We start from the raw sequence: 20,487 nt of genomic DNA, 5'->3' as shown, positions 1-20,487 counted from the left end.
GAGGTGTTACGATGAAAATAATCGTTCAAAAATTCGGGGGCACTTCAGTCCGTGACGATAAAAGCCGGAAGAATGCAAAAAGGCATATAGAGAAAGCTCTGGCAGAAGGCTACAAGGTTGTAGTTGTTGTATCAGCGATGGGACGAAAAGGAGAACCGTATGCAACCGATACCCTCTTGTCGCTAATCGGAGGCAATGCGAGTAAAGTAAGCAAACGCGAGCAGGATCTGCTTCTTTCTTGCGGGGAAATAATCTCAAGCATTGTTTTTACAAACATGCTTGTTGAACACGGTATACGCGTTGCCGCTTTAACCGGTGCCCAGGCAGGTTTCCGGACAAACAGCGATCATACAAATGCAAAAATCATTGAAATGAAATGTGACAGGCTTTTAATGGAATTAGAACAAAACGATGTAGTTGTCGTGGCCGGTTTTCAGGGTGCTGCGAAGAATGGCGATATAACGACCATTGGCCGTGGTGGAAGCGATACATCAGCTGCTGCGCTGGGGGCAGCGCTTAATGTCGAATGGATTGACATTTTTACCGATGTTGAGGGGATCATGACTGCCGATCCGCGAATCGTTGAAAATGCTCGTCCTTTATCGGTAGTTACTTATACCGAAGTATGCAATATGGCCTATCAGGGAGCAAAAGTAATACACCCCCGGGCCGTAGAAATAGCCATGCAGGCAAAAATTCCGATCAGGATCAGATCTACTTATTCGGACAGCCCCGGCACCTTAGTCACGTCACTCAGCAAAAACAGCCGGGGAAGCGACATTCGTGAACGGCCGGTAACTGGAATTGCCCACGTTCCAAATGTAACACAGATAAAAGTTTTCGCTAAAAAAGATCAGTATAATTTACAAGCGGAAGTATTTAAAGCAATGGCAAACGAAAAAATCAGTGTTGATTTGATTAATATATCGCCAAACGGGGTCGTCTATACTGTAATGAATGATATGGCAGACCATGCCATTAAAATATTGACTGATTTGGGACATGAACCGGTTGTAGAACGTGATTGTGCAAAGGTTTCTGTTGTCGGTGCAGGTATGGCCGGAGTTCCTGGCGTTGCATCAAAAATTGTAACAGCGCTGTCAGAAAAGGGAATTCGTATTTTACAATCTGCTGACAGCCACACGACCATCTGGGTCTTAGTTAAACAAGAGGATCTAGTAAATGCAGTGAAAGCATTGCACGACGCATTCCAGCTCGAAAAAGAGATGCGGGAGTTTGAACGGATAGAGTGAGGAGGAGCTAAAAGATGGTTTCTTTTGGTCGAATATCAACAGCTATGGTTACACCATTTGATAACAAAGGTCATATTGATTTTGCAAAAACAACGCAACTCGTGAATCATTTAATTAATAATGGTTCAGATTCTTTAGTTGTTGTCGGTACTACTGGAGAGTCAGCCACACTTACAAAAGAAGAAAAATTGGCGCTTTTTCAGCATGTAGTAAAAGTAGTTGAAAAAAGAGTCCCTGTTATTGCAGGCACCGGAAGCAATAATACTTATGATTCAATCGAAATGACAAAAAAAGCAGAAAAAATGGGCGTCGATGCGATTTTGGCAGTTGCTCCGTATTATAACAAACCAAACCAGGAAGGATTATATCAACATTTTAAGGCAATTGCTGAAAGTACATCCCTTCCTGTTATCATTTATAACATTCCCGGAAGATCTGTTGTGAATATCGAGCCTGAAACGGTCATCCGTTTGTCCAAGATTCCGAACATTGTTGGTATCAAAGAAGCAGGCGGGAATCTTAGTGCGATGACGCAAATTATTGCCAATACAGATGACGATTTTCTTTTGTATAGCGGAGACGACGGTTTAACCTTGCCAGTACTGTCCATTGGCGGAACCGGGGTTATTTCTGTGGCATCCCATGTTATCGGAAATGAAATGCAAGAAATGATCAGTGCATTTTTAAATGGAGATTATGAACGTGCGGCAAAAATTCATCAAAAGCTGCTTCCGCTTATGGATGGATTATTTATCGCTCCAAACCCTGTACCGGTTAAAACTGCTTTGCAAATTAAAGGCATGGATGTCGGTTCGGTTCGCTTGCCTCTTGTTCCGCTTACTGAACAAGAGCGAAATACAGTGGCAGCATTATTAAATGCTTTATAAAATTTCGAAGGCCAATCCTTAGTGGTTGGCTTTTTTTTATTGAATAGTAATGTCGAAACTAAATATGGTTGTAAAGATTTTCTTTCTTAAAGTATAATATCTTTAACTGATCTTAGGTCGGCATTTACAACATAGGAGGTAATTAATCAAAGTGAATAGTAGAAAGAACGAAAGCATCAAGCTTATTGCTCTGGGAGGGGTAGGGGAAATCGGAAAAAATATGTACCTTGTTGAAGTGGACGGAGAGATATTCATCGTTGATACAGGTTTAATGTTCCCGGAGAACGAAATGCTCGGGATTGATATTGTAATTCCAGATATTTCTTATTTGATTGAAAATAAGGACAGAGTAAAAGCAATTTTCCTTACGCACGGCCATGAGGACCATATTGGAGCTTTATATTATGTAATCTCCAAACTGAATGTGCCTGTTTATGGAACAAGGTTAACATTGGCGCTTGCCAGAGCAAAATTGAAAGAAAAAGAATATAAAGGAAACGCCAATTTTCAAGAAATTTATGCGAACTCGAGACTTCAATTTGAATCGGTTGATGTCAGCTTTTTTAAAACAAATCACAGCATCCCTGATTCAGTCGGAATATGCTTTCATACTTCAGAAGGAATTATTGTACATACCGGAGATTTTAAATTTGACCAGGCTGCCGGTAAGTTATATCAACCTGAAATCGGAAAAATGGCAAACATCGGTGACCAAGGAGTTTTATGTTTGCTTTCAGATAGCACTGAAGCGGAAAAACCGGGATATACTACTTCAGAAGCGATTGTTGCAAGAGAAATGTCTGATATATTTTACAATGCACCGGGAAGAATTATTGCTGCCTGTTTCGCTTCAGATATAAATCGAATACAACATATTTTTAATTCTGCATTTGAAATCGGAAGAAAAGTAGCTGTATTGGGAAAAAGACTTGAGCGAGTTTTTGATATTGCGCTTGATTTTGGCTATTTGGAAGTTCATGAAGAGTTAATCATTCCTGTTCAGGAAGTCAGCCAATATCCAAATAACGAAATCGTATTGCTGACAACAGGTGATCAAGGTGAGCCGCTCGAAGCATTGCAAAAAATGGCAAAACAGACACACAAGCAGATTAATATTCAGTCCGGGGATACGGTCATAATCGCTGCGTCTCCATTAAATTGCAGCGAACTGTTTATTTCTAAAACAATTGATATGGTTTATCGGGCAGGGGCCAATGTAGTTTCCAGCAAAAGCATTATCAAGGCATCAAGCCACGGCAGCCAGGAAGAATTAAAGTTTATGCTGAATTTAATGAAACCGAAATTTTTTGTTCCGGTTCATGGAGAGTACCGCATGCTGAAAGCTCACGCAAAAATCGCCATGGAGTGCGGTTTTTCACACAGCCAAATCCATATTGTTGATAAAGGAGAAATTCTTGAATTTAAGAATGGAAAAATGCAGCTGAGCGGCCGCGTTCAGGCCGGGAATGTGTTAATTGACGGCAACGGTGTCGGCGATGTTGGAAACATCGTATTGAGAGATCGGAAGCTTTTGTCGCAGGACGGAACACTTATCGTCGTCGTAACATTAAGCAAGAGCGAGAAAAAGATCGCCGCAGGGCCTGAAATTATTTCCCGCGGCTTCGTTTATGTCCGTGAATCAGAGAAATTAATAGAGGAGTCAATTGATTTAGTCAAAGAAATTGTTGATAAAAGTATATCAAAAGATTCTTTTGATTGGTCGAGTTTAAAACAGGATATGCGGGATTCACTAAATCAATATCTCTTTGAAAAAACAAAAAGGCGGCCAATGATTTTACCTATTATTATGGAAATCTAAAGCAAATAATTAGCTGGGCACCGGATTGAGTAGCCGGCGCCTTTTTTTATTCCATTTAAAGATTCGAATTTAAGCAATTTTTTATCATTTATCGGCCGATTCTTGTTAGATCTGGTCGATCCCTTCGCATGAAATAGACTTCCTGGACTATACTAACAATATCATGATGGAAGGGAGAAAAATAAATGGATAAAGAGTCAAGACAAAGTTCAGAATATTATGGTGAAGACCAGCAAAATGATGAAAAGCAACCAAATATAATTGAAAAAATTCATCAACTTGGCCAGACGAATGTTCCGCAATTGTCACAGGATTCAAAGATTCATTGCTTGGCAATTGTCGGTCAGATTGAAGGCCATATACAGCTGCCGCCGCAAAACAAGACGACGAAATATGAACATATAATTCCCCAAATTGTTGCTATTGAACAAAACCCGAATATTGAAGGGCTGCTTGTAATTTTAAATACAGTAGGCGGCGACGTTGAAGCCGGTCTTGCTATTTCAGAGATGCTTGCTTCATTATCAAAGCCTACTGTTTCACTTGTGCTTGGGGGAGGTCATTCAATCGGCGTACCGATTGCTGTTTCTTGCAGCTATTCTTTTATCGCTGAAACGGCAACAATGACGATTCACCCAATTCGATTAACCGGATTGGTGATTGGGGTTCCCCAGACGTTCGAATATCTGGATAAAATGCAGGAAAGAGTAATCAATTTTGTTACAAAGAATTCGAATATTTCGGCGGAAACCTTTAAAGATCTTATGTTTGCTAAAGGCAATTTAACTAGGGATATTGGAACGAATGTTGTCGGAACCGATGCAGTCAAATACGGTTTAATTGATGAGGTTGGCGGAATAGGGCAGGCGATAAGAAAATTGAATGAACTGATTGATTTAAACAATGGAGAAAAAGAGGCGATGATCCAATGATTTTGTATACAATCATGCCTCTTGAACTCGTCTTTCCTTCTGAAGATCATGAGTTTAGCAAGCAAAGAACGATCATATATAATGGAATCCCATTGTTAGTCGAATTTGAAGATGGCCATTCTTTCAGAATCGTTCGTAATTTAAGCAGTGATCCGAAGCATTATTTGGACTCCCGCTGTCATCCGGGAGAAAAAATTTCTTTTTTTTAATGTTTTGTTTTTCTCTGAAAGCCCGGACAATATGATATAATGAGAATAAAAGCCAAAGAGCAGCCTGATAGGCTGCTTTCTTTCTTAATTCTATTTCTTTAAATCATTACATATTTGTTGTTCACATTTTAGTTTAAATTTGGAGAATTTTGATGATGCTGAAAATAAACAAATGATTAAGGTGATGAAATGGCCAAAACAAAGAATCGACGCTCACGGAAAAACGATAATTTTAAAAGGACGATTCAATATGAACTGACTGCATTAGTTTTAATTGCTTTGGCGGTCATCTCTATTGCCAGACTCGGTGCGGTAGGTAATGCTTTCGTTCTGTTTTTCCGGTTTTTCATGGGAGAATGGTATATGCTGATCTTGATTGGAATTGTTCTTGCATCTGCATATATGATGTGGAAGCGGTCTTTTCCATTTTTCTTTCACCGAAAACTGATCGGTTTATATTTCATAAGCGTTTCAATACTGCTTTTGAGCCATATTACATTGTTTCAATTGTTATCAAACGGGGGTAAATTCGAAGACCCGAGCGTTATTGCAAATACATGGGAATTATTTTGGTTGGAAGTGCGAGGCGAGACGAGCACAACTGATCTTGGAGGAGGGATGGTCGGTGCAGTTTTGTTCGCGCTTTGCTATTATTTATTCGATGAAGCAGGTACAAAGCTGATCGCGGCTGTTTTTATTATGATTGGATTTGTCCTTTTGACAGGAAAAACATTTGGAGACGCGTTAGGAAAGATTTTTTTTTCACTGGGAAATTTCATAAAAAATCAGTGGATTGCTTTTCTTGAAGATATAAATAATTGGCGGACAGAACGTACGGAAAGGAAGGCGGCAAGAAGACAACGGCAAGAAGAAAGATTGCACCGTTCGCAGGAAGAGGAAGAAGAGGAGCAAATTATGGATACTGATCAGCAACAATTGGAAATGGATTCCCCGCCGGAACCGATCATTTCCAGTTTTACGGAAAGAGCTTATCATGAACATAGAGGAGATACTGCGGCAAAACCTGAAAAGAAAAGCACCGAATTATCTGTACAAGAAAGTGATGACGATTCTGCTCCTCCAATGACATTTACAGAGGTTGAAAATATTGATTATGAACTTCCGCCTCTTCGATTATTAAAACTTCCGCGGCATACAGACCAAAGCAGAGAATATGAACTTATTCATGCAAATGCAGCCAAGCTGGAACGGACATTTCAAAGTTTTGGCGTAAAAGCTAGAGTTACACAAGTTCATCTCGGACCGGCGGTAACCAAATATGAAGTTCATCCGGATGTTGGGGTAAAAGTAAGCAAAATTGTAAGCTTGAGCGATGATCTTGCGCTTGCACTTGCTGCAAAAGATATTCGAATCGAAGCACCGATTCCTGGAAAGTCTGCTATCGGAATAGAAGTTCCAAACTCAGAGGTTGCGATGGTTTCTCTTCGTGAGGTACTTGAATCAACACAAAATGAGAAGCCTGATTCAAAGCTCCTGATCGGGCTTGGCCGTGATATTACGGGTGAAGCAGTTCTCGCTGAACTGAATAAAATGCCGCATTTGCTTGTTGCAGGGGCAACGGGCAGCGGGAAAAGTGTTTGTATTAACGGGATTATTACAAGCATCCTAATGCGGGCAAAACCGCACGAGGTTAAATTAATGATGATCGACCCTAAGATGGTCGAATTAAATGTATATAACGGGATCCCGCATTTGCTCGCTCCTGTTGTCACCGATGCCAAGAAAGCATCGCAGGCATTGAAAAAAGTGGTAAGCGAAATGGAACGGCGATATGAATTGTTTTCGCATACCGGAACGAGAAATATCGAAGGCTATAATGAATACATTAAAAGGCATAATGCCGAGGAAGATGCAAAACAGCCTTTGTTGCCGTATATAGTTGTCATTGTGGACGAGCTGGCTGATTTGATGATGGTTGCTTCTTCGGACGTTGAGGACTCGATTACCCGTCTTGCACAAATGGCCAGGGCTGCGGGAATTCACCTAATTATCGCGACACAAAGACCGTCAGTAGATGTGATTACAGGTGTCATTAAAGCAAATATTCCATCCCGGATCGCTTTTGCTGTTTCTTCACAAACTGACTCAAGGACGATTTTAGATATGGGAGGAGCAGAAAAGCTTCTCGGCCGCGGTGACATGCTGTTTCTTCCTGTTGGCGCTTCTAAACCAATACGTGTCCAGGGTGCTTTTCTATCAGATGAAGAAGTGGAAGAGGTAGTGAACTTTGTTATTTCCCAGCAAAAAGCACAATATCAAGAAGAAATGATCCCTGATGATATTACGGAGAATACTGCTGAGGTGGATGATGAACTTTATAATCAAGCGGTCGAACTGGTAATAGAAATGCAAACAGCTTCGGTTTCGATGCTGCAGCGAAGATTTCGCATCGGCTACACACGCGCAGCCCGGCTCATTGACGAAATGGAAGCAAGAGGGGTTGTCGGCCCGTATGAAGGAAGCAAACCCCGTGAAGTTCTCGTGTCAAAGCCAAAAGAAGAAGCTAACTAGTATTTATATAGTAATCATGGGGCTGACTCAAAAGCAAAGAGTCAGCCTCTTGTTTAATGATCTGGAATATCACTGAAAAATGCTTAAAAACGATATAACATTAAAAGCGCTTACATATCATGATGAAAATAGTATGTCGCCTCCTTATTGGATTTACTTGAAGGAGAATCATTTATTTTTCAGCAGCATTTTCCTGCCATTTATGTATGATTATTTACTAAATTTGGACTGTTTTCTGCTATCGCCTTTTTTTCTTCAAAGTATAGAAACACTATTTATTTATAGATAAAAAAGTGATATAGTATTTTCGATTAGTAGGAATGATTGAACATCAGAGGTCTGATGTCTTGAGAAAATGGTTGGAGGAGCCTGCATGTCAATTAAGTCAGATAATCGTCATTTGTATTTACAAGTCATCGATCGCCTAAAGCAAGATATTGAAAAGGGGCTGTATAAAGAAAGAGAAAAGCTTCCGTCTGAATTTGATCTTGCTAAACAATTAGGAGTAAGCAGAGCCACGCTTCGAGAGGCATTGAGAATTCTCGAAGAAGAGAATGTGATCATCAGGCGCCACGGCGTCGGCACTTTTGTCAATGCAAAACCTCTGTTTACTTCAGGGATCGAGCAGCTAAATAGTGTTACGAACATGATACAACTAGCTGGAATGACTCCGGGAACTATTTTCTTAAGTTCGTCAACCCAAGGCCCTACCGAGGAGGACGTTCGCCGTTTCTCATGTTCATTGGATGAAGAAATCGTCGTGATTGAAAGGGTAAGAACCGCTAACGGGGAACCGGTTGTCTATTGTATCGACAAAGTTCCTGAAAAAATTTTACAGGAAAATTTTTCTCTCGAACAGGAATCTATCTTCAATTTATTGGAGATGAAGGCAAACCGGAAAATTACATATGCAGTTGCCCAGATTGACCCTATTGGCTATCACGAAAAAATTTCTCCCATCCTTGAATGTGATCCCGAAACAGCATTGCTTGTTTTAAAGCAAATGCACTATGATGAAATGGACGAGCCTATCCTTTATTCGGTAAACTATTTCAAAGCGGATAAATTCAGATTCCATGTTTTGCGTAAGAGAGTTTAATTCTTTTTTAAAAGTGAAAACGAAAACAATTGGGCCTTTTATGAACATTTCTACTAAAACCACAAATTTTTTTGGGGGGTTCAAACGTTGAAAAAGCGTAAATTTAGTTTAGCGCTGTCACTCGTACTTGCTGCCGGAACAATTTTGGGTGCTTGCGGCAAAAGTGAAAAAGGCGGATCAGCCGATGAAGGCACAAAAGAAGATAAATTTACAGTTGCAATGGTAACAGATGTCGGCGGTGTTGATGACAAATCATTCAACCAATCTGCCTGGGAAGGTCTTCAAGCATTTGGCAAAGAAAACGGTCTCAAACAAGGAAAAGATGGTTACCACTACCTTCAATCCCAATCAGATGCAGATTACGCTACAAATTTAAATACACTTGCTCGTCAAGGTTTTGATTTAGTATTTGGCATCGGTTTCTTAATGCAAGAGGCTGTTAAAGAAATCGCCCAACAGCAAAAAGATAAGCATTTTGCAATTGTAGACGCCGAAGTTAAAGAGCCAAACGTTGCAAGCATCTTATTTAAAGAACAAGAAGCGGCTTTCTTAGCCGGTGTTGCAGCTGCGAAAGCGACAAAAACAAATAAAATCGGTTTTATCGGTGGAATGGAAATTCCGGTAATTGAACGGTTTGAATCCGGATTCCTGGCCGGTGTAAAATCAGTAAACCCTGATATTAAAGTTGACGTACAGTATGCAGGAGCATTTGACAAAGCTGAGCTTGGCAAAACAATTGCTTCTAAAATGTACTCTTCCGGTGTGGACGTGATTTTCCACGCTGCCGGTGGAACAGGTAACGGTCTATTTACGGAAGCGCGGGACCGTAAGAAGAAAGACCCTTCAAAAGAAATCTGGGCGATTGGTGTTGACTCTGACCAGTCTGCAGAAGGTGTCGTTGAAATTGATGGAAAAAAACATAACGTAATCATTACTTCAGCTCTTAAACGAGTTGATAACGCAGTGAAAGACCTTTCTACTAAAGCAAAAGAAGGAAACTTCCCCGGCGGAAAAGCAATCATTTACGGTTTGGCTGAAGATGGTGTCGGCTTAGCTCCAGTTAATGAAGAGCTTTCTAACAAAGCCGATATTGAGGCAGCAGTAAAAGAGTGGCAAGAAAAAATCAAGAGCGGTGAAGTGAAAGTTCCTTCTACTTTAAAAGAGCTTAAATCATTTTCCGTAAAATAAAATAATAGTGAAGGAATAAGCGGGCTGTCGCTTGCCGGCCTCTTATTCCTTTTTTTGTGGAAAAATTTTCAATAAGGCTATGCCAACGGAACAAAATTTTAACTGAAGAACAGAATATTTTCTGCTTTTCAGTTAGGATTTTTTTGGTACCCTTTTAAAAGTATTTTAACGTCTGACTTTTAACCACTGATCATTATTTCCTTTAAAGTAAATAAGGAGTGAAAAAAATGGATTATGTTATAGAGATGCTCAATATTCGAAAAGAATTTCCGGGTATAGTCGCCAATGATAATATTACACTTCAAGTAAGAAAAGGGGAAATTCACGCATTGCTCGGGGAAAACGGTGCCGGCAAATCCACACTAATGAACGTGCTATTTGGATTGTACCAGCCCGAACAGGGTGAAATCCGCGTGAAAGGAAAACCGGTTAAAATTACAAACCCCAATATTGCAAACGATTTAGGGATCGGAATGGTCCATCAGCATTTTATGCTTGTGGATACATTTACGGTTACTGAAAATATCATTCTTGGAAAAGAAATAACATCCAAAGGGAAAATTGACATCAAAAAGGCAGAACAGGAAGTAAGGAAAATTTCAGATAGATACGGGCTTGCCGTCGATCCGAAAGCGAAAATTTCCGATATCTCTGTAGGAATGCAGCAAAGGGTTGAAATATTAAAAACATTATACCGCGGAGCAGACATTCTCATTTTTGATGAGCCTACCGCTGTATTGACTCCTCAGGAAATTAAGGAACTGATTCAAATTATGAAAACCTTAATTGCAGAAGGCAAGTCGATTATTTTGATTACGCATAAATTAAAAGAAATTATGGAAGTGTGCGACAGAGTAACTGTCATTCGAAAAGGAAAAGGGATAGGCACCTTAAACGTTAAAGATACAAATCCAAATGAATTGGCCAGCATAATGGTAGGCAGGGAAGTAGTTTTTAAAACAGAAAAGAAGCCGTCTGTACCGAAGCAAGAAGTACTTGAAATTATCAATTTAGTAGTGAATGATTCAAGAGGAGTGCCTGTTGTCAACGGATTGAATCTTACGGTGCACGCCGGAGAAATTGTCGGGATTGCAGGAGTGGATGGGAATGGCCAGACAGAATTAATTGAAGCCATCACTGGGTTAAGAAAATCGGAAAGCGGTACGATAAAATTAAATGGAAAAGAGATTCAAAACATGTCGCCACGGAAAATTACGGAGGCAGGTGTCGGCCATATTCCGCAAGACCGCCATAAACACGGGTTGGTTCTTGATTTTCCGATTGGAGAAAATATGGTACTTCAGACCTATCACAAAAAACCTTTCTCGAAAAATGGGATCCTTAATTTCAAAGAAATATATCGTAAAGCAAGAACATTAATTAGTGAATTCGACGTACGTACACCAAGTGAATATACGCTTGCAAGAGCCCTCTCTGGAGGAAACCAGCAAAAAGCCATTATCGGCAGGGAAGTGGACAGGGATCCTGACCTGTTGATTGCAGCGCAGCCAACAAGGGGACTGGACGTTGGTGCAATCGAGTTTATTCATAAAAGATTAATCGAACAAAGGGATAATGGAAAGGCTGTTTTACTTATTTCCTTTGAACTCGATGAAATTATAAATGTAAGTGATCGAATTGCTGTAATCTATGAAGGGAAAATTATAGCAATTGTTGATCCTAAGGAAACAACTGAACAGGAGCTTGGTTTGTTAATGGCCGGTTCGAAACGAAAGGAAGCAGGTGTAGGAACCAATGACTAAGCGCTTACGTAATCTTTTTATTCCGGTAATAGCCGTATTATTAGGAATTCTTTCCGGTACGCTCATTATGATTGTAAGCGGTTATGATCCGATTGCCGGATTTACATCTCTTTGGTATGGGGCCTTTGGTGATTTATATTATACAGGTGAAGTAATTAGACAAGTTACCCCATATATTTTATCAGGTTTGGCTGTTGCATTTGCCTTCAGAGTCGGGCTGTTTAATATCGGTGTTGAAGGACAATTGATTGTCGGCTGGCTGGCTGCGGTTTGGATTGGGGTTGCTTTTGAACTTCCGAAAGTCATCCATTTGCCGCTGGCGATTTTGACCGCTGCTGTTGCTGGAGCTATATGGGCGTTCATTCCGGGTTTATTAAAAGCAAAGTTTAGAGTTCATGAAGTAATCGTTACAATCATGATGAACTACATCGCTCTTCATATTACGAATTATATTATCAGAACCGTCTTATCGGAAAAAAGCGACAAAACGAAAACCATTTTTGAATCTGCGTCATTACGCTCGCCGTTTTTAGAAGGCTTAACAGATTATTCACGCCTTCACTGGGGGATTTTAATTTCACTTGCGTGTGCCTTTACTATGTGGTTTTTATTAGAAAAAACGACAATTGGCTATGAATTAAGATCTGTCGGCTTTAATCACCATGCGTCTCAATATGCAGGCATGAATGTGAATCGAAATATTATTTTATCGATGATTATTTCCGGTGCATTTGCAGGATTGGCCGGTGCGATGGAAGGACTTGGCACTTTTGGCTACGCTGCTGTAAAAGGCGGATTTACAGGTGTTGGATTTGATGGTATCGCTGTTGCCTTATTGGGCGGAAATACTGCTGTCGGAGTAATTTTTTCAGCCCTTCTTTTCGGAGCTTTAAAAGTCGGTGCGTTAAATATGCCGCTCGAATCAGGAATTCCAAATGAACTGGTTGATATTATTATTGCATTAATTGTATTTTTTGTAGCTTCTAGTTATATGATCCGCTGGATAATTGACAGATTCAATAATAAGGGGGTGAAGTAAGTGGATTTTATGGACATTTTGCAAATTATAATTCCTTCTACATTACTTTGGGCGGCTCCACTTATTTTCACCGCGTTGGGCGGTATTTTCTCCGAACGTTCCGGGGTTGTCAATATTGGTCTGGAAGGATTAATGGTCATTGGAGCGTTTACTGCAATTGTATTTAACTTAACGTTTATTGACACGTTTGGAAATTTAACACCATGGGTTGCATTACTCGTTGCAATGCTGGCGGGAGCATTATTTTCCGTTATCCATGCGGTTGCTTCCATCACATTCAGGGCTGACCATACTGTATCAGGGGTTGCCATTAATTTATTGGCCGTTGGTTTGACACTCTTTCTTGTTAAACTTATTTATGGAAAAGGTCAAACGGACATCATTCAAAAAGGTTTTGACAAAATAGATATTCCTTTTTTAAAAAATATCCCGTTTCTTGGATCGATTTTCTTTTCAAATACGTATTTGACATCGTTTGTTGCTATTGGTTTCGCATTGGTCGTCTGGTATGTAATTTACAAAACTCCTTTTGGGCTTCGCCTCCGCTCAGTAGGTGAACATCCGATGGCTGCTGATACGATGGGGATAAACGTGACAAAAATGCGTTATATTGGTGTTATTTTGTCAGGAGCTTTTGGAGGAATCGGCGGCGGAGTTTATGCACAGGCAATCACATCTGATTTCGGCCATGCAACCATTAGCGGACAAGGGTTCATGGCGCTTGCAGCTATGATTTTTGGCAAGTGGCATCCGCTAGGTGCAATGGGAGCAGCTCTGTTTTTTGGTTTAGCACAAAGTATCAGCATTATCGGATCTAACTTGCCGATCTTGGAAAACATCCCGAGTGTTTACTTGCATATTGCGCCATATGTATTAACAATCCTTGCTTTAACAGGCTTTATCGGCCGCGCCGACGCGCCAAAAGCTGTCGGAACACATTATATTAAAGGAAGTCGTTAATAAAAACCATGGTTCCCTTAGACGGAACCATGGTTTTTTTATAAAAAAATTCGTTACTTTGTCTTGAATTCGATTTTTTTGTAAAAAGATCGGGTTTTTAGTTAATCAACGGCTTGGCCCCCTTATTTTGGACACGTACTTTTATTTTCTTTGTTTTTCGCAGTTTTTCATCTTTTTGGTTTTTCCTTCTTCACCTTGATCCATTTTAGATGATGTCACTACAGCGTCAAGCCCAATTCGCTTGACCCTTTCGTTCCATCATCTAGGGGTGGGTTAGGTGAAGAAGGAGTAACTCTGCGTAGCTTATAAGCTGATCGCCATCTCCTCCGGATAGCCTTCATCCTTGTACAAGTTATGAAACTGGACAGGAGTAAGATAGTTAAGGCTGCCGTGATATCTCCGATTGTTATAAAACTCCATAAATTCATCAATTCGATAATAGGCTTCCTCAAAGAACTCAAAGGTGTCCCGTTGATAACACTCCCGTTCAATAATACTGTGAAATGATTCTATATAGGCATTTAAGTTTGGAGACTTTGTTGGTATCCGTTCATGATAAATCCTGTATTGCTCACAAAAATCACCAAAGTCATGACTCACAAACTGAGGACCGTTATCGGTTCGTATAATGATACTTGATACACTTTCATCTTGCGGAATGTGTACTTGACGCCTTATGAGTGCCTCTTGAAGCATACCTGTAATCTCCTTCGCTTGACACTTTGATCCTCGATAATAGCCAACAATACAGCGATCAAATACATCAATGGCACTGGCCAGAAAAAAGAAACGACCGCTATCTTCTATCGATCCATATTTAATTCGACTTGCCATAATTGGTTGGGTCCAGTAATAACGTGTTGTTTAGCTAACCGTTTTGGATATGGAGATGGAGCGTTTCGCTTAGGTAACAAAATGTTTAACTCATCACATAGTCGATAGACTTTTTTGGGGCTAATCACCAGCTTATGCTCCGTCCTTAAGTAATGGGTCAACTTCCGATAGCCGTATATGCCTTCCTCTCCTTCCACGGCCTCCATTAAAAACTCCTCAATCTGTTCATCAGAAACCTTTGTTCCTGACTGAGTAACAGAATAACCAGGAATAGGGCGTCCTCGCCTATCTGGCTTTTTGTCTTCCTTTTCGGCAGTTTGATGATAGTAGTACAACGACCGTGACACCTCCACTGCTTTCGTTGCTTGTTTTATTGGAAAACCTTCCGCAACCCAGAGTTTTACTTCCTCTAAACGTTCTTCTATCGGGACTCGTTTTTTTTAGAAGGTTCTTTAACATAGCGACTTCAAGTTCTTTCTCTCCAAGGAGTTTCATGGCCTGTTCGTACTTTTTCATCAGTTCGTCCATAGTGGGGTTATCAGACAGAGTGATTGTTCCCTCATCCTCCATAAGATCTCGCACTTCATCTTCATATTCGTTTATCCATTTTCTAGGTATTACGTGAAATACCTGCTTTACGAGCAATAGAAGCATAGTTTCCTGTTTCTAGTGCCATCCGCACATATTTCTTTTTAACATCTTCAATTACGTCAATCTTTTTCTTCGCCATATTATGCCCTCCCATCATCTGATTTCCTAATCCTAGTTTACTTTTTCCACTAGGTTCGTGTCCAAATGATTAAGGGGGCTAAAAAGTCAATGGCGGGTTTATTCGCTCTGAAACAGGGTTATGAGCCTTTATTTTGATATATGAGCTCTTATTTCGATTTATGAGCCTTCGTTTAGATATATGAGCCCTTATTTCGATTTATGAGCTTTTATTTCAATATATGAGCCTTCAATTCAAAATATGAGCCGTCGCTGTATTTTATGAGCTTTCATGATAATTTATAAAGATTTTAATAAACGATAAAAATATTATGTAAACCCACTAAACCGAAAAAACAAAGTAAACCTTGCAAAGCAAGCAAACGAACACCCCAATTACTTGAAATATTTCACGTTGGAAATGTATAGTAATAAAGAATATGTTTATTTTCAAAGGATAATATAGAAAATAACTGCATTACATATTACATAATGTTTAAATAGGGTTCTAATTTTATACGGGAGGCCTGCTTATGACAGCTTTATCGGAAACAGTAAGAGAAATGAGTGGCTATAAGCTTCATCTTGTAAAAACAGATAAATATAAAACAAACACTCTTGTTTGGAAAATGAAAGCCCCGCTTCAAGCATCGGACGTCACGAAAAGAGCAATACTTCCCTATGTATTGCAAAGCAGCACGAAAAAATATCCGTCAACAGCCAAACTTCGTTCCTATTTGGACGAATTATATGGGGCGACCCTTTATGTCGATCTTGCGAAAAAAGGAGAGTACCACATCATTACGGTTTCAATTGAGATTGCCAATGAGAAATTTCTTGGTGATCAAACTCCTTTATTAAAAAATGCATTCGAATTACTTTCAGAAATATTGTTAAACCCGAATGCATCCAATCATTCATTTGATGCGGCAACTGTTGAAATGGAAAAAAGAACTTTGAAACAACGAATTCAATCAGTATACGATGATAAAATGCGGTACTCAAATTTACGCCTTATTCAAGAAATGTGTTTAGGAGAACCTTATGCTTTAAGTGTAAACGGTGAATTGGAACACGTTAATCAAATCAATGCTGAAAATCTATTTCAATATTATCAGCAAGCCCTTTCAGAAGATGAATTGGATCTTTATATAATTGGTGATATTGATGAAGAAGAGGTATACAATACTGCTTCAAAATTGATCAATTTTCATGACCGTACTCCAAAAGAAGCGGAGAAAATTTCGGTTCAGAAAAAAGAAAAAGTAAGTGAAGTGATTGAAAAACAAGATGTTAAGCAAGGAAAACTGAACATTGGCTACAGAACGAATGTTGTTTATGGAGATCCGGATTATTATGCACTGCAACTATTTAATGGGATTTTTGGCGGGTTCTCCCATTCTAAATTGTTTCGAAATGTTCGGGAAAAAGCAAGCTTGGCCTATTATGCAGCAAGCAGGCTTGAAAGCCATAAAGGCTTATTAATGGTTATGTCCGGAATCGATGCAAAAAATTATCAACAAGCCGTCCAAATTATCAATGAGCAAATGCACGCAATGAAGAATGGCGACTTTACAGATGAGGAGATCAATCAGACAAAAGCTGTAATTCGAAATCAGCTGCTTGAAACGATCGATACGTCAAGGGGAATTGTTGAAGTATTATACCATAATATTGTTTCAAAACAACCGATTGATTTTCAAACATGGCTCAAAGGAATGGAACAAGTCACACGGGAAGATATCATGAAAGTTGCCCAAAAAATTGAAGCAGATACGATTTACTTCTTAACTGGAATGGAAGGTGGAAGCCAATGAGAAAAATAACGTTTGATCAGCTTCAAGAAGAGCTTTATTATGAGAAGCTTGAAAACGGGCTCGATGTGTATATACTTCCAAAAAAAGGATTTAACAAAACATATGCTACATTTACGACAAAGTATGGGTCAGTCGATAATACTTTTGTTCCACTAAATAAAAACGAGTTTATTACGGTTCCCGATGGAATAGCACACTTTCTTGAGCACAAGTTGTTTGAAAAAGAAGATGGAGATGTGTTTCAGCAATTCAGCCGCCAAGGGGCATCTGCAAATGCGTTTACTTCTTTTACAAGGACTTCCTATTTATTTTCCAGCACTTCGGATGTCGAATTAAACCTTGAGACATTAATCAATTTTGTTCAAGACCCTTATTTCACAGAAAAAACAGTGGAAAAAGAAAAAGGGATCATCGGACAGGAAATAACAATGTATGACGATAATCCTGATTGGCGCCTTTATTTTGGCCTTATCGAAAACTTATATAAAAACCATCCGGTTAGGATTGACATTGCCGGAACGGTCGAGTCCATTTCCGAAATAACAAAAGATATGCTTTATGAATGCTACTACACTTTTTATCATCCGAGCAATATGCTTTTGTTTGTTGTCGGGCCGGTTGATCCTGAGAAGATAATGAATCAGATTATAGAAAACCAAAGCAAAAAAAAATATTATAACCAGCCGGAAATTAAGCGGCAATTTCCCGATGAACCTAAAGAGTCTGCTGAAAAGAAAAAAGTTTTAAAAATGAATGTTCAAACTTCAAAATGTCTGTTCGGTATAAAAGCTCTTGATGTCAATCAATCGGGCGAACAAATGCTGAAAAATGAGCTGACGATTAATGTGATGCTTGATGTGCTGTTTGGCAAAAGTTCAAACAATTATAATGACCTTTATAATGAAGGGCTTATTGATGATACATTTTCATACGATTATACACAGGAACAAGGATTCGGGTTTGCGATGGTCGGAGGAGATACAAATGATCCAGACCGTCTGGCGGGGAAAATAGAGAAAATGTTTATCAATGCAAAAGAAGGGAATATCTTTACAGAAGAAAATCTGGAAAGGGCAAAAAGGAAAAAAATCGGTTCGTTCTTAAGGGCTATTAATTCACCAGAATATATCGCCAACCAATTTACCCGTTATGCTTATAATGACATGAATTTGTTTGATATTGTTCCAACACTCGAGAGTATTACCCTGAATGATGTAAAAAAAGTTGCGGATACATTTATTGCCGAGGAAAGGTTTTCTGTTTGCCAAGTTGTCCCCAAATAAACACTTTTCAAAGAAGCGCTGGTACGGCGCTTTTTTTCTTACTCAAAAGCCAGTAAAATAAGGGGGAAAAATCTCTATTATCGGAGTGTTTTTTATGAAAAAATATGCCCTCATAACCGGAGCGAGCGGCGGAATCGGCAGGGCGATTGCTTGTAAGCTTGCTGAAGAAGGTTATTCGTTATATTTACATTACAACCGCAACAAGCAATCGATTATAGAATTGTTGCAAGAACTGGAAGGTTTTCAAGGGGAATACATTCCTATTCAAGCGGATCTGTCCCGTCCTGACGGCTATAGGAAGATTGCCGAAAATATTTTTATGATCGATGCCATCATTCATAATAGCGGAATCAGCCAATATGGAATGTTAATCGATTTGGATGAAAAAGAAGCCCAAGAATTAATTCAGATTCATTTAACGGCACCGCTGTTGCTGACAAAAGAACTGCTTCCGAAAATGACAGCAAAAAAACATGGAAATATTATTGTTATTTCTTCGATCTGGGGGCAAACAGGCGCATCATGTGAAGTCGTATATTCAACTGTAAAAGGCGCACAAATTTCTTTTGTAAAGGCTTTAAGTAAAGAAGTTGCCCTAAGCGGAATTCGTGTGAATGCAATTGCACCCGGAGCAATCGAAACAGCAATGCTGAATAATTTTTCCGAAGAGGACTTGCAAGCAATGAAAGTGGATATACCGCTCGGCCGATTCGGAACTCCAAAGGATGTTGCAAACAGTGTTTCTTTTTTGCTTTCCGATAAAGCATCTTATATTACAGGACAGGTTTTGTCAGTAAATGGCGGATGGTATACTTAATCACAAAGTTTTTATAACCTTTCCTATACAATGAATATTTTCAACCTCAATCAAGCAAAATATCCGTGAATACCATAAAAGGAGGTTCAAACAATGTCTGTTTTAGATAATTGGCAGCAATGGAAAGACTTTTTAGGCGATCGCCTTAATCAGGCGCAAAATTCCGGAATGAGCAAAGAAGTGGTCAATGATCTTGCATATCAAATTGGTGATTATCTTGCAAAGCAAGTAGAGCCTAAGAATGAACAAGAAAAAATTCTTGCCGACCTTTGGTCTGTTGCAAGCCCTGAAGAACAGCATGCGATTGCAAGTATGATGGTGAAGCTTGTTCAAAATGACGGAACCCATTAATAAACATACCAATTACACAAAAGAGAGGGCAGCCCTCTCTTTTTTACGTTTTTGTTACAAGTGGTTGAAATTGTTTTTTCCGTTTTTGTTTTTCCTTTCATCTTCAATCAAAATCATTTATTATAGAAGCTAGATGAAGAATGAGGGGGTTTGTCACTAGCATGAAAGAGGAGGAGGTTTTTTATGAAAAAAACAGAATGGTATTTGGAATATGAGATTATAAAAAACCGTCCTGGTCTGCTCGGTGACATTTCATCCTTATTAGGTATGCTCTCAATTAATATTGTGACAATTAATGGGATTCATGAAGGGCGCCGCGGGCTCCTTATTTTAGCAAAAGATAAAGAACAAATCGAACGGTTAGAATCTATTTTGAACACAATGGATACTATAAGAGTGATAAAACTTCGCGAGCCAAAACTGCGTGACCGTCTTGCCGTCCGTCACGGAAGATACATACAAAGAGATGCAGATGATAAAAAGACATTCAGGTTTGTTCGTGATGAAATCGGTTTGCTCGTCGATTTTATGGCAGAATTATTTAAACAGGAAGGACATAAACTGATTGGAATTCGAGGAATGCCAAGGGTAGGCAAAACAGAATCGGTTGTAGCATCAAGCGTAAGTGCTAATAAGCGCTGGTTGTTTGTATCATCGACGCTTCTAAAACAAACGGTCCGAAACCAGCTCATTGAGGACGAGTATAACGAAAATAATATATTTATTATTGATGGAATTGTATCAACCCGGCGCGCAAGCGAGCGGCATTGGCAGCTTGTAAGGGAAATTATGCAGCTTCCTGCTGTGAAAGTAGTAGAACATCCCGATATATTCGTTCAAAATACCGAGTTTTCATTGGATGATTTTCACTATATTATTGAACTTCGAAACGATCCCGATGAAGAGATTACGTATGAAATTGTTGATAAGAATCATATGTTTTCGGATTCTGATTTCGGAAGTTTTAATTTTTAACTATAATGGAAGGTGTTTTCG

18 protein-coding genes are annotated in these 20,487 nt (G+C 39.4%); 16 read left to right on the top strand and 2 right to left on the bottom strand.

All coding sequences use genetic code 11. The annotated features are described in order from the left end of the window. Positions 1-11: 11 nt before the first annotated feature. The 11 genes from dapG (at position 12) to PB1_RS00705 (ending at position 13,681) form a co-directional block, all read left to right on the top strand. Positions 12-1,253 carry an aspartate kinase gene (gene dapG, locus PB1_RS00755; RefSeq protein ID WP_003350136.1) on the top strand — a complete coding sequence of 414 codons (1,242 nt, stop codon included), beginning with the start codon at positions 12-14 and terminating at the stop codon, positions 1,251-1,253. Between the two features lie 14 nt (positions 1,254-1,267). Then, on the top strand, positions 1,268-2,140 hold the full coding sequence (dapA, locus tag PB1_RS00750) for a 4-hydroxy-tetrahydrodipicolinate synthase (RefSeq protein WP_003350135.1): 873 nt from the start codon (positions 1,268-1,270) through the stop codon (positions 2,138-2,140). A 151-nt stretch (positions 2,141-2,291) separates the two neighbouring features. Beyond that, positions 2,292-3,959 carry a ribonuclease J gene (locus tag PB1_RS00745; RefSeq protein ID WP_003350133.1) on the top strand — a complete coding sequence of 556 codons (1,668 nt, stop codon included), beginning with the start codon at positions 2,292-2,294 and terminating at the stop codon, positions 3,957-3,959. A gap of 185 nt (positions 3,960-4,144) precedes the next feature. Beyond that, a complete protein-coding gene (locus PB1_RS00740) occupies positions 4,145-4,891 on the top strand; it encodes a ClpP family protease (protein ID WP_003350132.1) in 747 nt (248 codons plus the stop codon). Further along, positions 4,888-5,100, top strand: a complete 213-nt coding sequence (locus tag PB1_RS00735; protein ID WP_003350131.1) for a YlzJ-like family protein — start codon at positions 4,888-4,890, stop codon at positions 5,098-5,100. The genes PB1_RS00740 and PB1_RS00735 overlap by 4 nt, the downstream gene beginning before the upstream one ends. Before the next feature lie 189 nt (positions 5,101-5,289). After that, positions 5,290-7,632 carry a DNA translocase FtsK gene (locus PB1_RS00730; RefSeq protein ID WP_003350129.1) on the top strand — a complete coding sequence of 781 codons (2,343 nt, stop codon included), beginning with the start codon at positions 5,290-5,292 and terminating at the stop codon, positions 7,630-7,632. Positions 7,633-8,005: 373 nt separating this feature from the next. Continuing rightward, positions 8,006-8,731 (top strand): GntR family transcriptional regulator, encoded by a 726-nt coding sequence (locus PB1_RS00725; RefSeq protein ID WP_003350128.1) that lies wholly within the window; start codon positions 8,006-8,008, stop codon positions 8,729-8,731. A gap of 87 nt (positions 8,732-8,818) precedes the next feature. Continuing rightward, positions 8,819-9,919, top strand: coding sequence for a BMP family lipoprotein (locus PB1_RS00720; protein WP_003350126.1), 1,101 nt, complete (start codon positions 8,819-8,821; stop codon positions 9,917-9,919). 227 nt (positions 9,920-10,146) lie between these two features. After that, a complete protein-coding gene (locus PB1_RS00715) occupies positions 10,147-11,682 on the top strand; it encodes an ABC transporter ATP-binding protein (protein ID WP_003350125.1) in 1,536 nt (511 codons plus the stop codon). Further along, the gene (locus PB1_RS00710; RefSeq protein ID WP_003350124.1) at positions 11,675-12,721 is read left to right on the top strand and encodes an ABC transporter permease; all 1,047 of its coding nucleotides are present in this window, start codon (positions 11,675-11,677) and stop codon (positions 12,719-12,721) included. Before PB1_RS00715 ends, PB1_RS00710 begins: the two co-directional genes overlap by 8 nt. Continuing rightward, positions 12,722-13,681, top strand: a complete 960-nt coding sequence (locus PB1_RS00705) for an ABC transporter permease (protein WP_003350123.1) — start codon at positions 12,722-12,724, stop codon at positions 13,679-13,681. 303 nt (positions 13,682-13,984) lie between these two features. On the opposite strand, the gene PB1_RS16705 is transcribed toward PB1_RS00705, so the two are convergent. Together PB1_RS16705 and PB1_RS17295 are read right to left on the bottom strand one after the other, a co-directional pair. Continuing rightward, the gene (locus PB1_RS16705; RefSeq protein WP_081485578.1) at positions 13,985-14,515 is read right to left on the bottom strand and encodes an integrase core domain-containing protein; all 531 of its coding nucleotides are present in this window, start codon (positions 14,513-14,515) and stop codon (positions 13,985-13,987) included. Next, positions 14,485-14,850, bottom strand: coding sequence for a helix-turn-helix domain-containing protein (locus PB1_RS17295; RefSeq protein ID WP_155816362.1), 366 nt, complete (start codon positions 14,848-14,850; stop codon positions 14,485-14,487). Before PB1_RS17295 ends, PB1_RS16705 begins: the two co-directional genes overlap by 31 nt. A gap of 906 nt (positions 14,851-15,756) precedes the next feature. Between PB1_RS17295 and yfmF the strand changes: the two genes are divergently transcribed. The 5 genes from yfmF to PB1_RS00670 all read left to right on the top strand — a co-directional run bounded on the left by yfmF (position 15,757) and on the right by PB1_RS00670 (position 20,466). Further along, complete coding sequence (gene yfmF / locus PB1_RS00690) at positions 15,757-17,040, top strand: EF-P 5-aminopentanol modification-associated protein YfmF (protein ID WP_003350116.1); 1,284 nt, start codon at positions 15,757-15,759, stop codon at positions 17,038-17,040. Further along, complete coding sequence (yfmH, locus tag PB1_RS00685) at positions 17,037-18,323, top strand: EF-P 5-aminopentanol modification-associated protein YfmH (protein WP_003350115.1); 1,287 nt, start codon at positions 17,037-17,039, stop codon at positions 18,321-18,323. The genes yfmF and yfmH overlap by 4 nt, the downstream gene beginning before the upstream one ends. A 94-nt stretch (positions 18,324-18,417) precedes the next feature. Then, on the top strand, positions 18,418-19,140 hold the full coding sequence (ymfI, locus tag PB1_RS00680; RefSeq protein ID WP_003350114.1) for an elongation factor P 5-aminopentanone reductase: 723 nt from the start codon (positions 18,418-18,420) through the stop codon (positions 19,138-19,140). A gap of 93 nt (positions 19,141-19,233) precedes the next feature. Beyond that, positions 19,234-19,491: a DUF3243 domain-containing protein gene (locus tag PB1_RS00675; protein ID WP_003350113.1), complete on the top strand. Its 258-nt coding sequence runs from the start codon at positions 19,234-19,236 to the stop codon at positions 19,489-19,491. 183 nt (positions 19,492-19,674) lie between these two features. Continuing rightward, positions 19,675-20,466: a DUF3388 domain-containing protein gene (locus PB1_RS00670; RefSeq protein WP_003350112.1), complete on the top strand. Its 792-nt coding sequence runs from the start codon at positions 19,675-19,677 to the stop codon at positions 20,464-20,466. The last annotated feature ends 21 nt before the right edge of the window (positions 20,467-20,487 follow it).

Source organism: Bacillus methanolicus PB1 (assembly GCF_000262755.1).
Taxonomy (GTDB): domain Bacteria; phylum Bacillota; class Bacilli; order Bacillales; family Cytobacillaceae; genus Bacillus_Z; species Bacillus_Z methanolicus.
This window is presented reverse-complemented; position numbering and strand designations above follow the sequence as displayed.

Excerpts from the sequence above, each read along its gene's own strand:
- dapG (WP_003350136.1), top strand. The coding sequence starts at position 12 with ATGAAAATAATCGTTCAAAAATTCGGGGGCACTTCAGTCCGTGACGAT.
- dapA (WP_003350135.1), top strand. The coding sequence starts at position 1,268 with ATGGTTTCTTTTGGTCGAATATCAACAGCTATGGTTACACCATTTGAT.
- PB1_RS00740 (WP_003350132.1), top strand. The coding sequence starts at position 4,145 with ATGGATAAAGAGTCAAGACAAAGTTCAGAATATTATGGTGAAGACCAG.
- PB1_RS00735 (WP_003350131.1), top strand. The coding sequence starts at position 4,888 with ATGATTTTGTATACAATCATGCCTCTTGAACTCGTCTTTCCTTCTGAA.
- PB1_RS00730 (WP_003350129.1), top strand. The coding sequence starts at position 5,290 with ATGGCCAAAACAAAGAATCGACGCTCACGGAAAAACGATAATTTTAAA.
- PB1_RS00725 (WP_003350128.1), top strand. The coding sequence starts at position 8,006 with ATGTCAATTAAGTCAGATAATCGTCATTTGTATTTACAAGTCATCGAT.
- PB1_RS00715 (WP_003350125.1), top strand. The coding sequence starts at position 10,147 with ATGGATTATGTTATAGAGATGCTCAATATTCGAAAAGAATTTCCGGGT.
- PB1_RS00710 (WP_003350124.1), top strand. The coding sequence starts at position 11,675 with ATGACTAAGCGCTTACGTAATCTTTTTATTCCGGTAATAGCCGTATTA.
- PB1_RS16705 (WP_081485578.1), bottom strand. The coding sequence starts at position 14,515 with ATGGCAAGTCGAATTAAATATGGATCGATAGAAGATAGCGGTCGTTTC.
- yfmF (WP_003350116.1), top strand. The coding sequence starts at position 15,757 with ATGACAGCTTTATCGGAAACAGTAAGAGAAATGAGTGGCTATAAGCTT.
- yfmH (WP_003350115.1), top strand. The coding sequence starts at position 17,037 with ATGAGAAAAATAACGTTTGATCAGCTTCAAGAAGAGCTTTATTATGAG.
- ymfI (WP_003350114.1), top strand. The coding sequence starts at position 18,418 with ATGAAAAAATATGCCCTCATAACCGGAGCGAGCGGCGGAATCGGCAGG.
- PB1_RS00675 (WP_003350113.1), top strand. The coding sequence starts at position 19,234 with ATGTCTGTTTTAGATAATTGGCAGCAATGGAAAGACTTTTTAGGCGAT.
- PB1_RS00670 (WP_003350112.1), top strand. The coding sequence starts at position 19,675 with ATGAAAAAAACAGAATGGTATTTGGAATATGAGATTATAAAAAACCGT.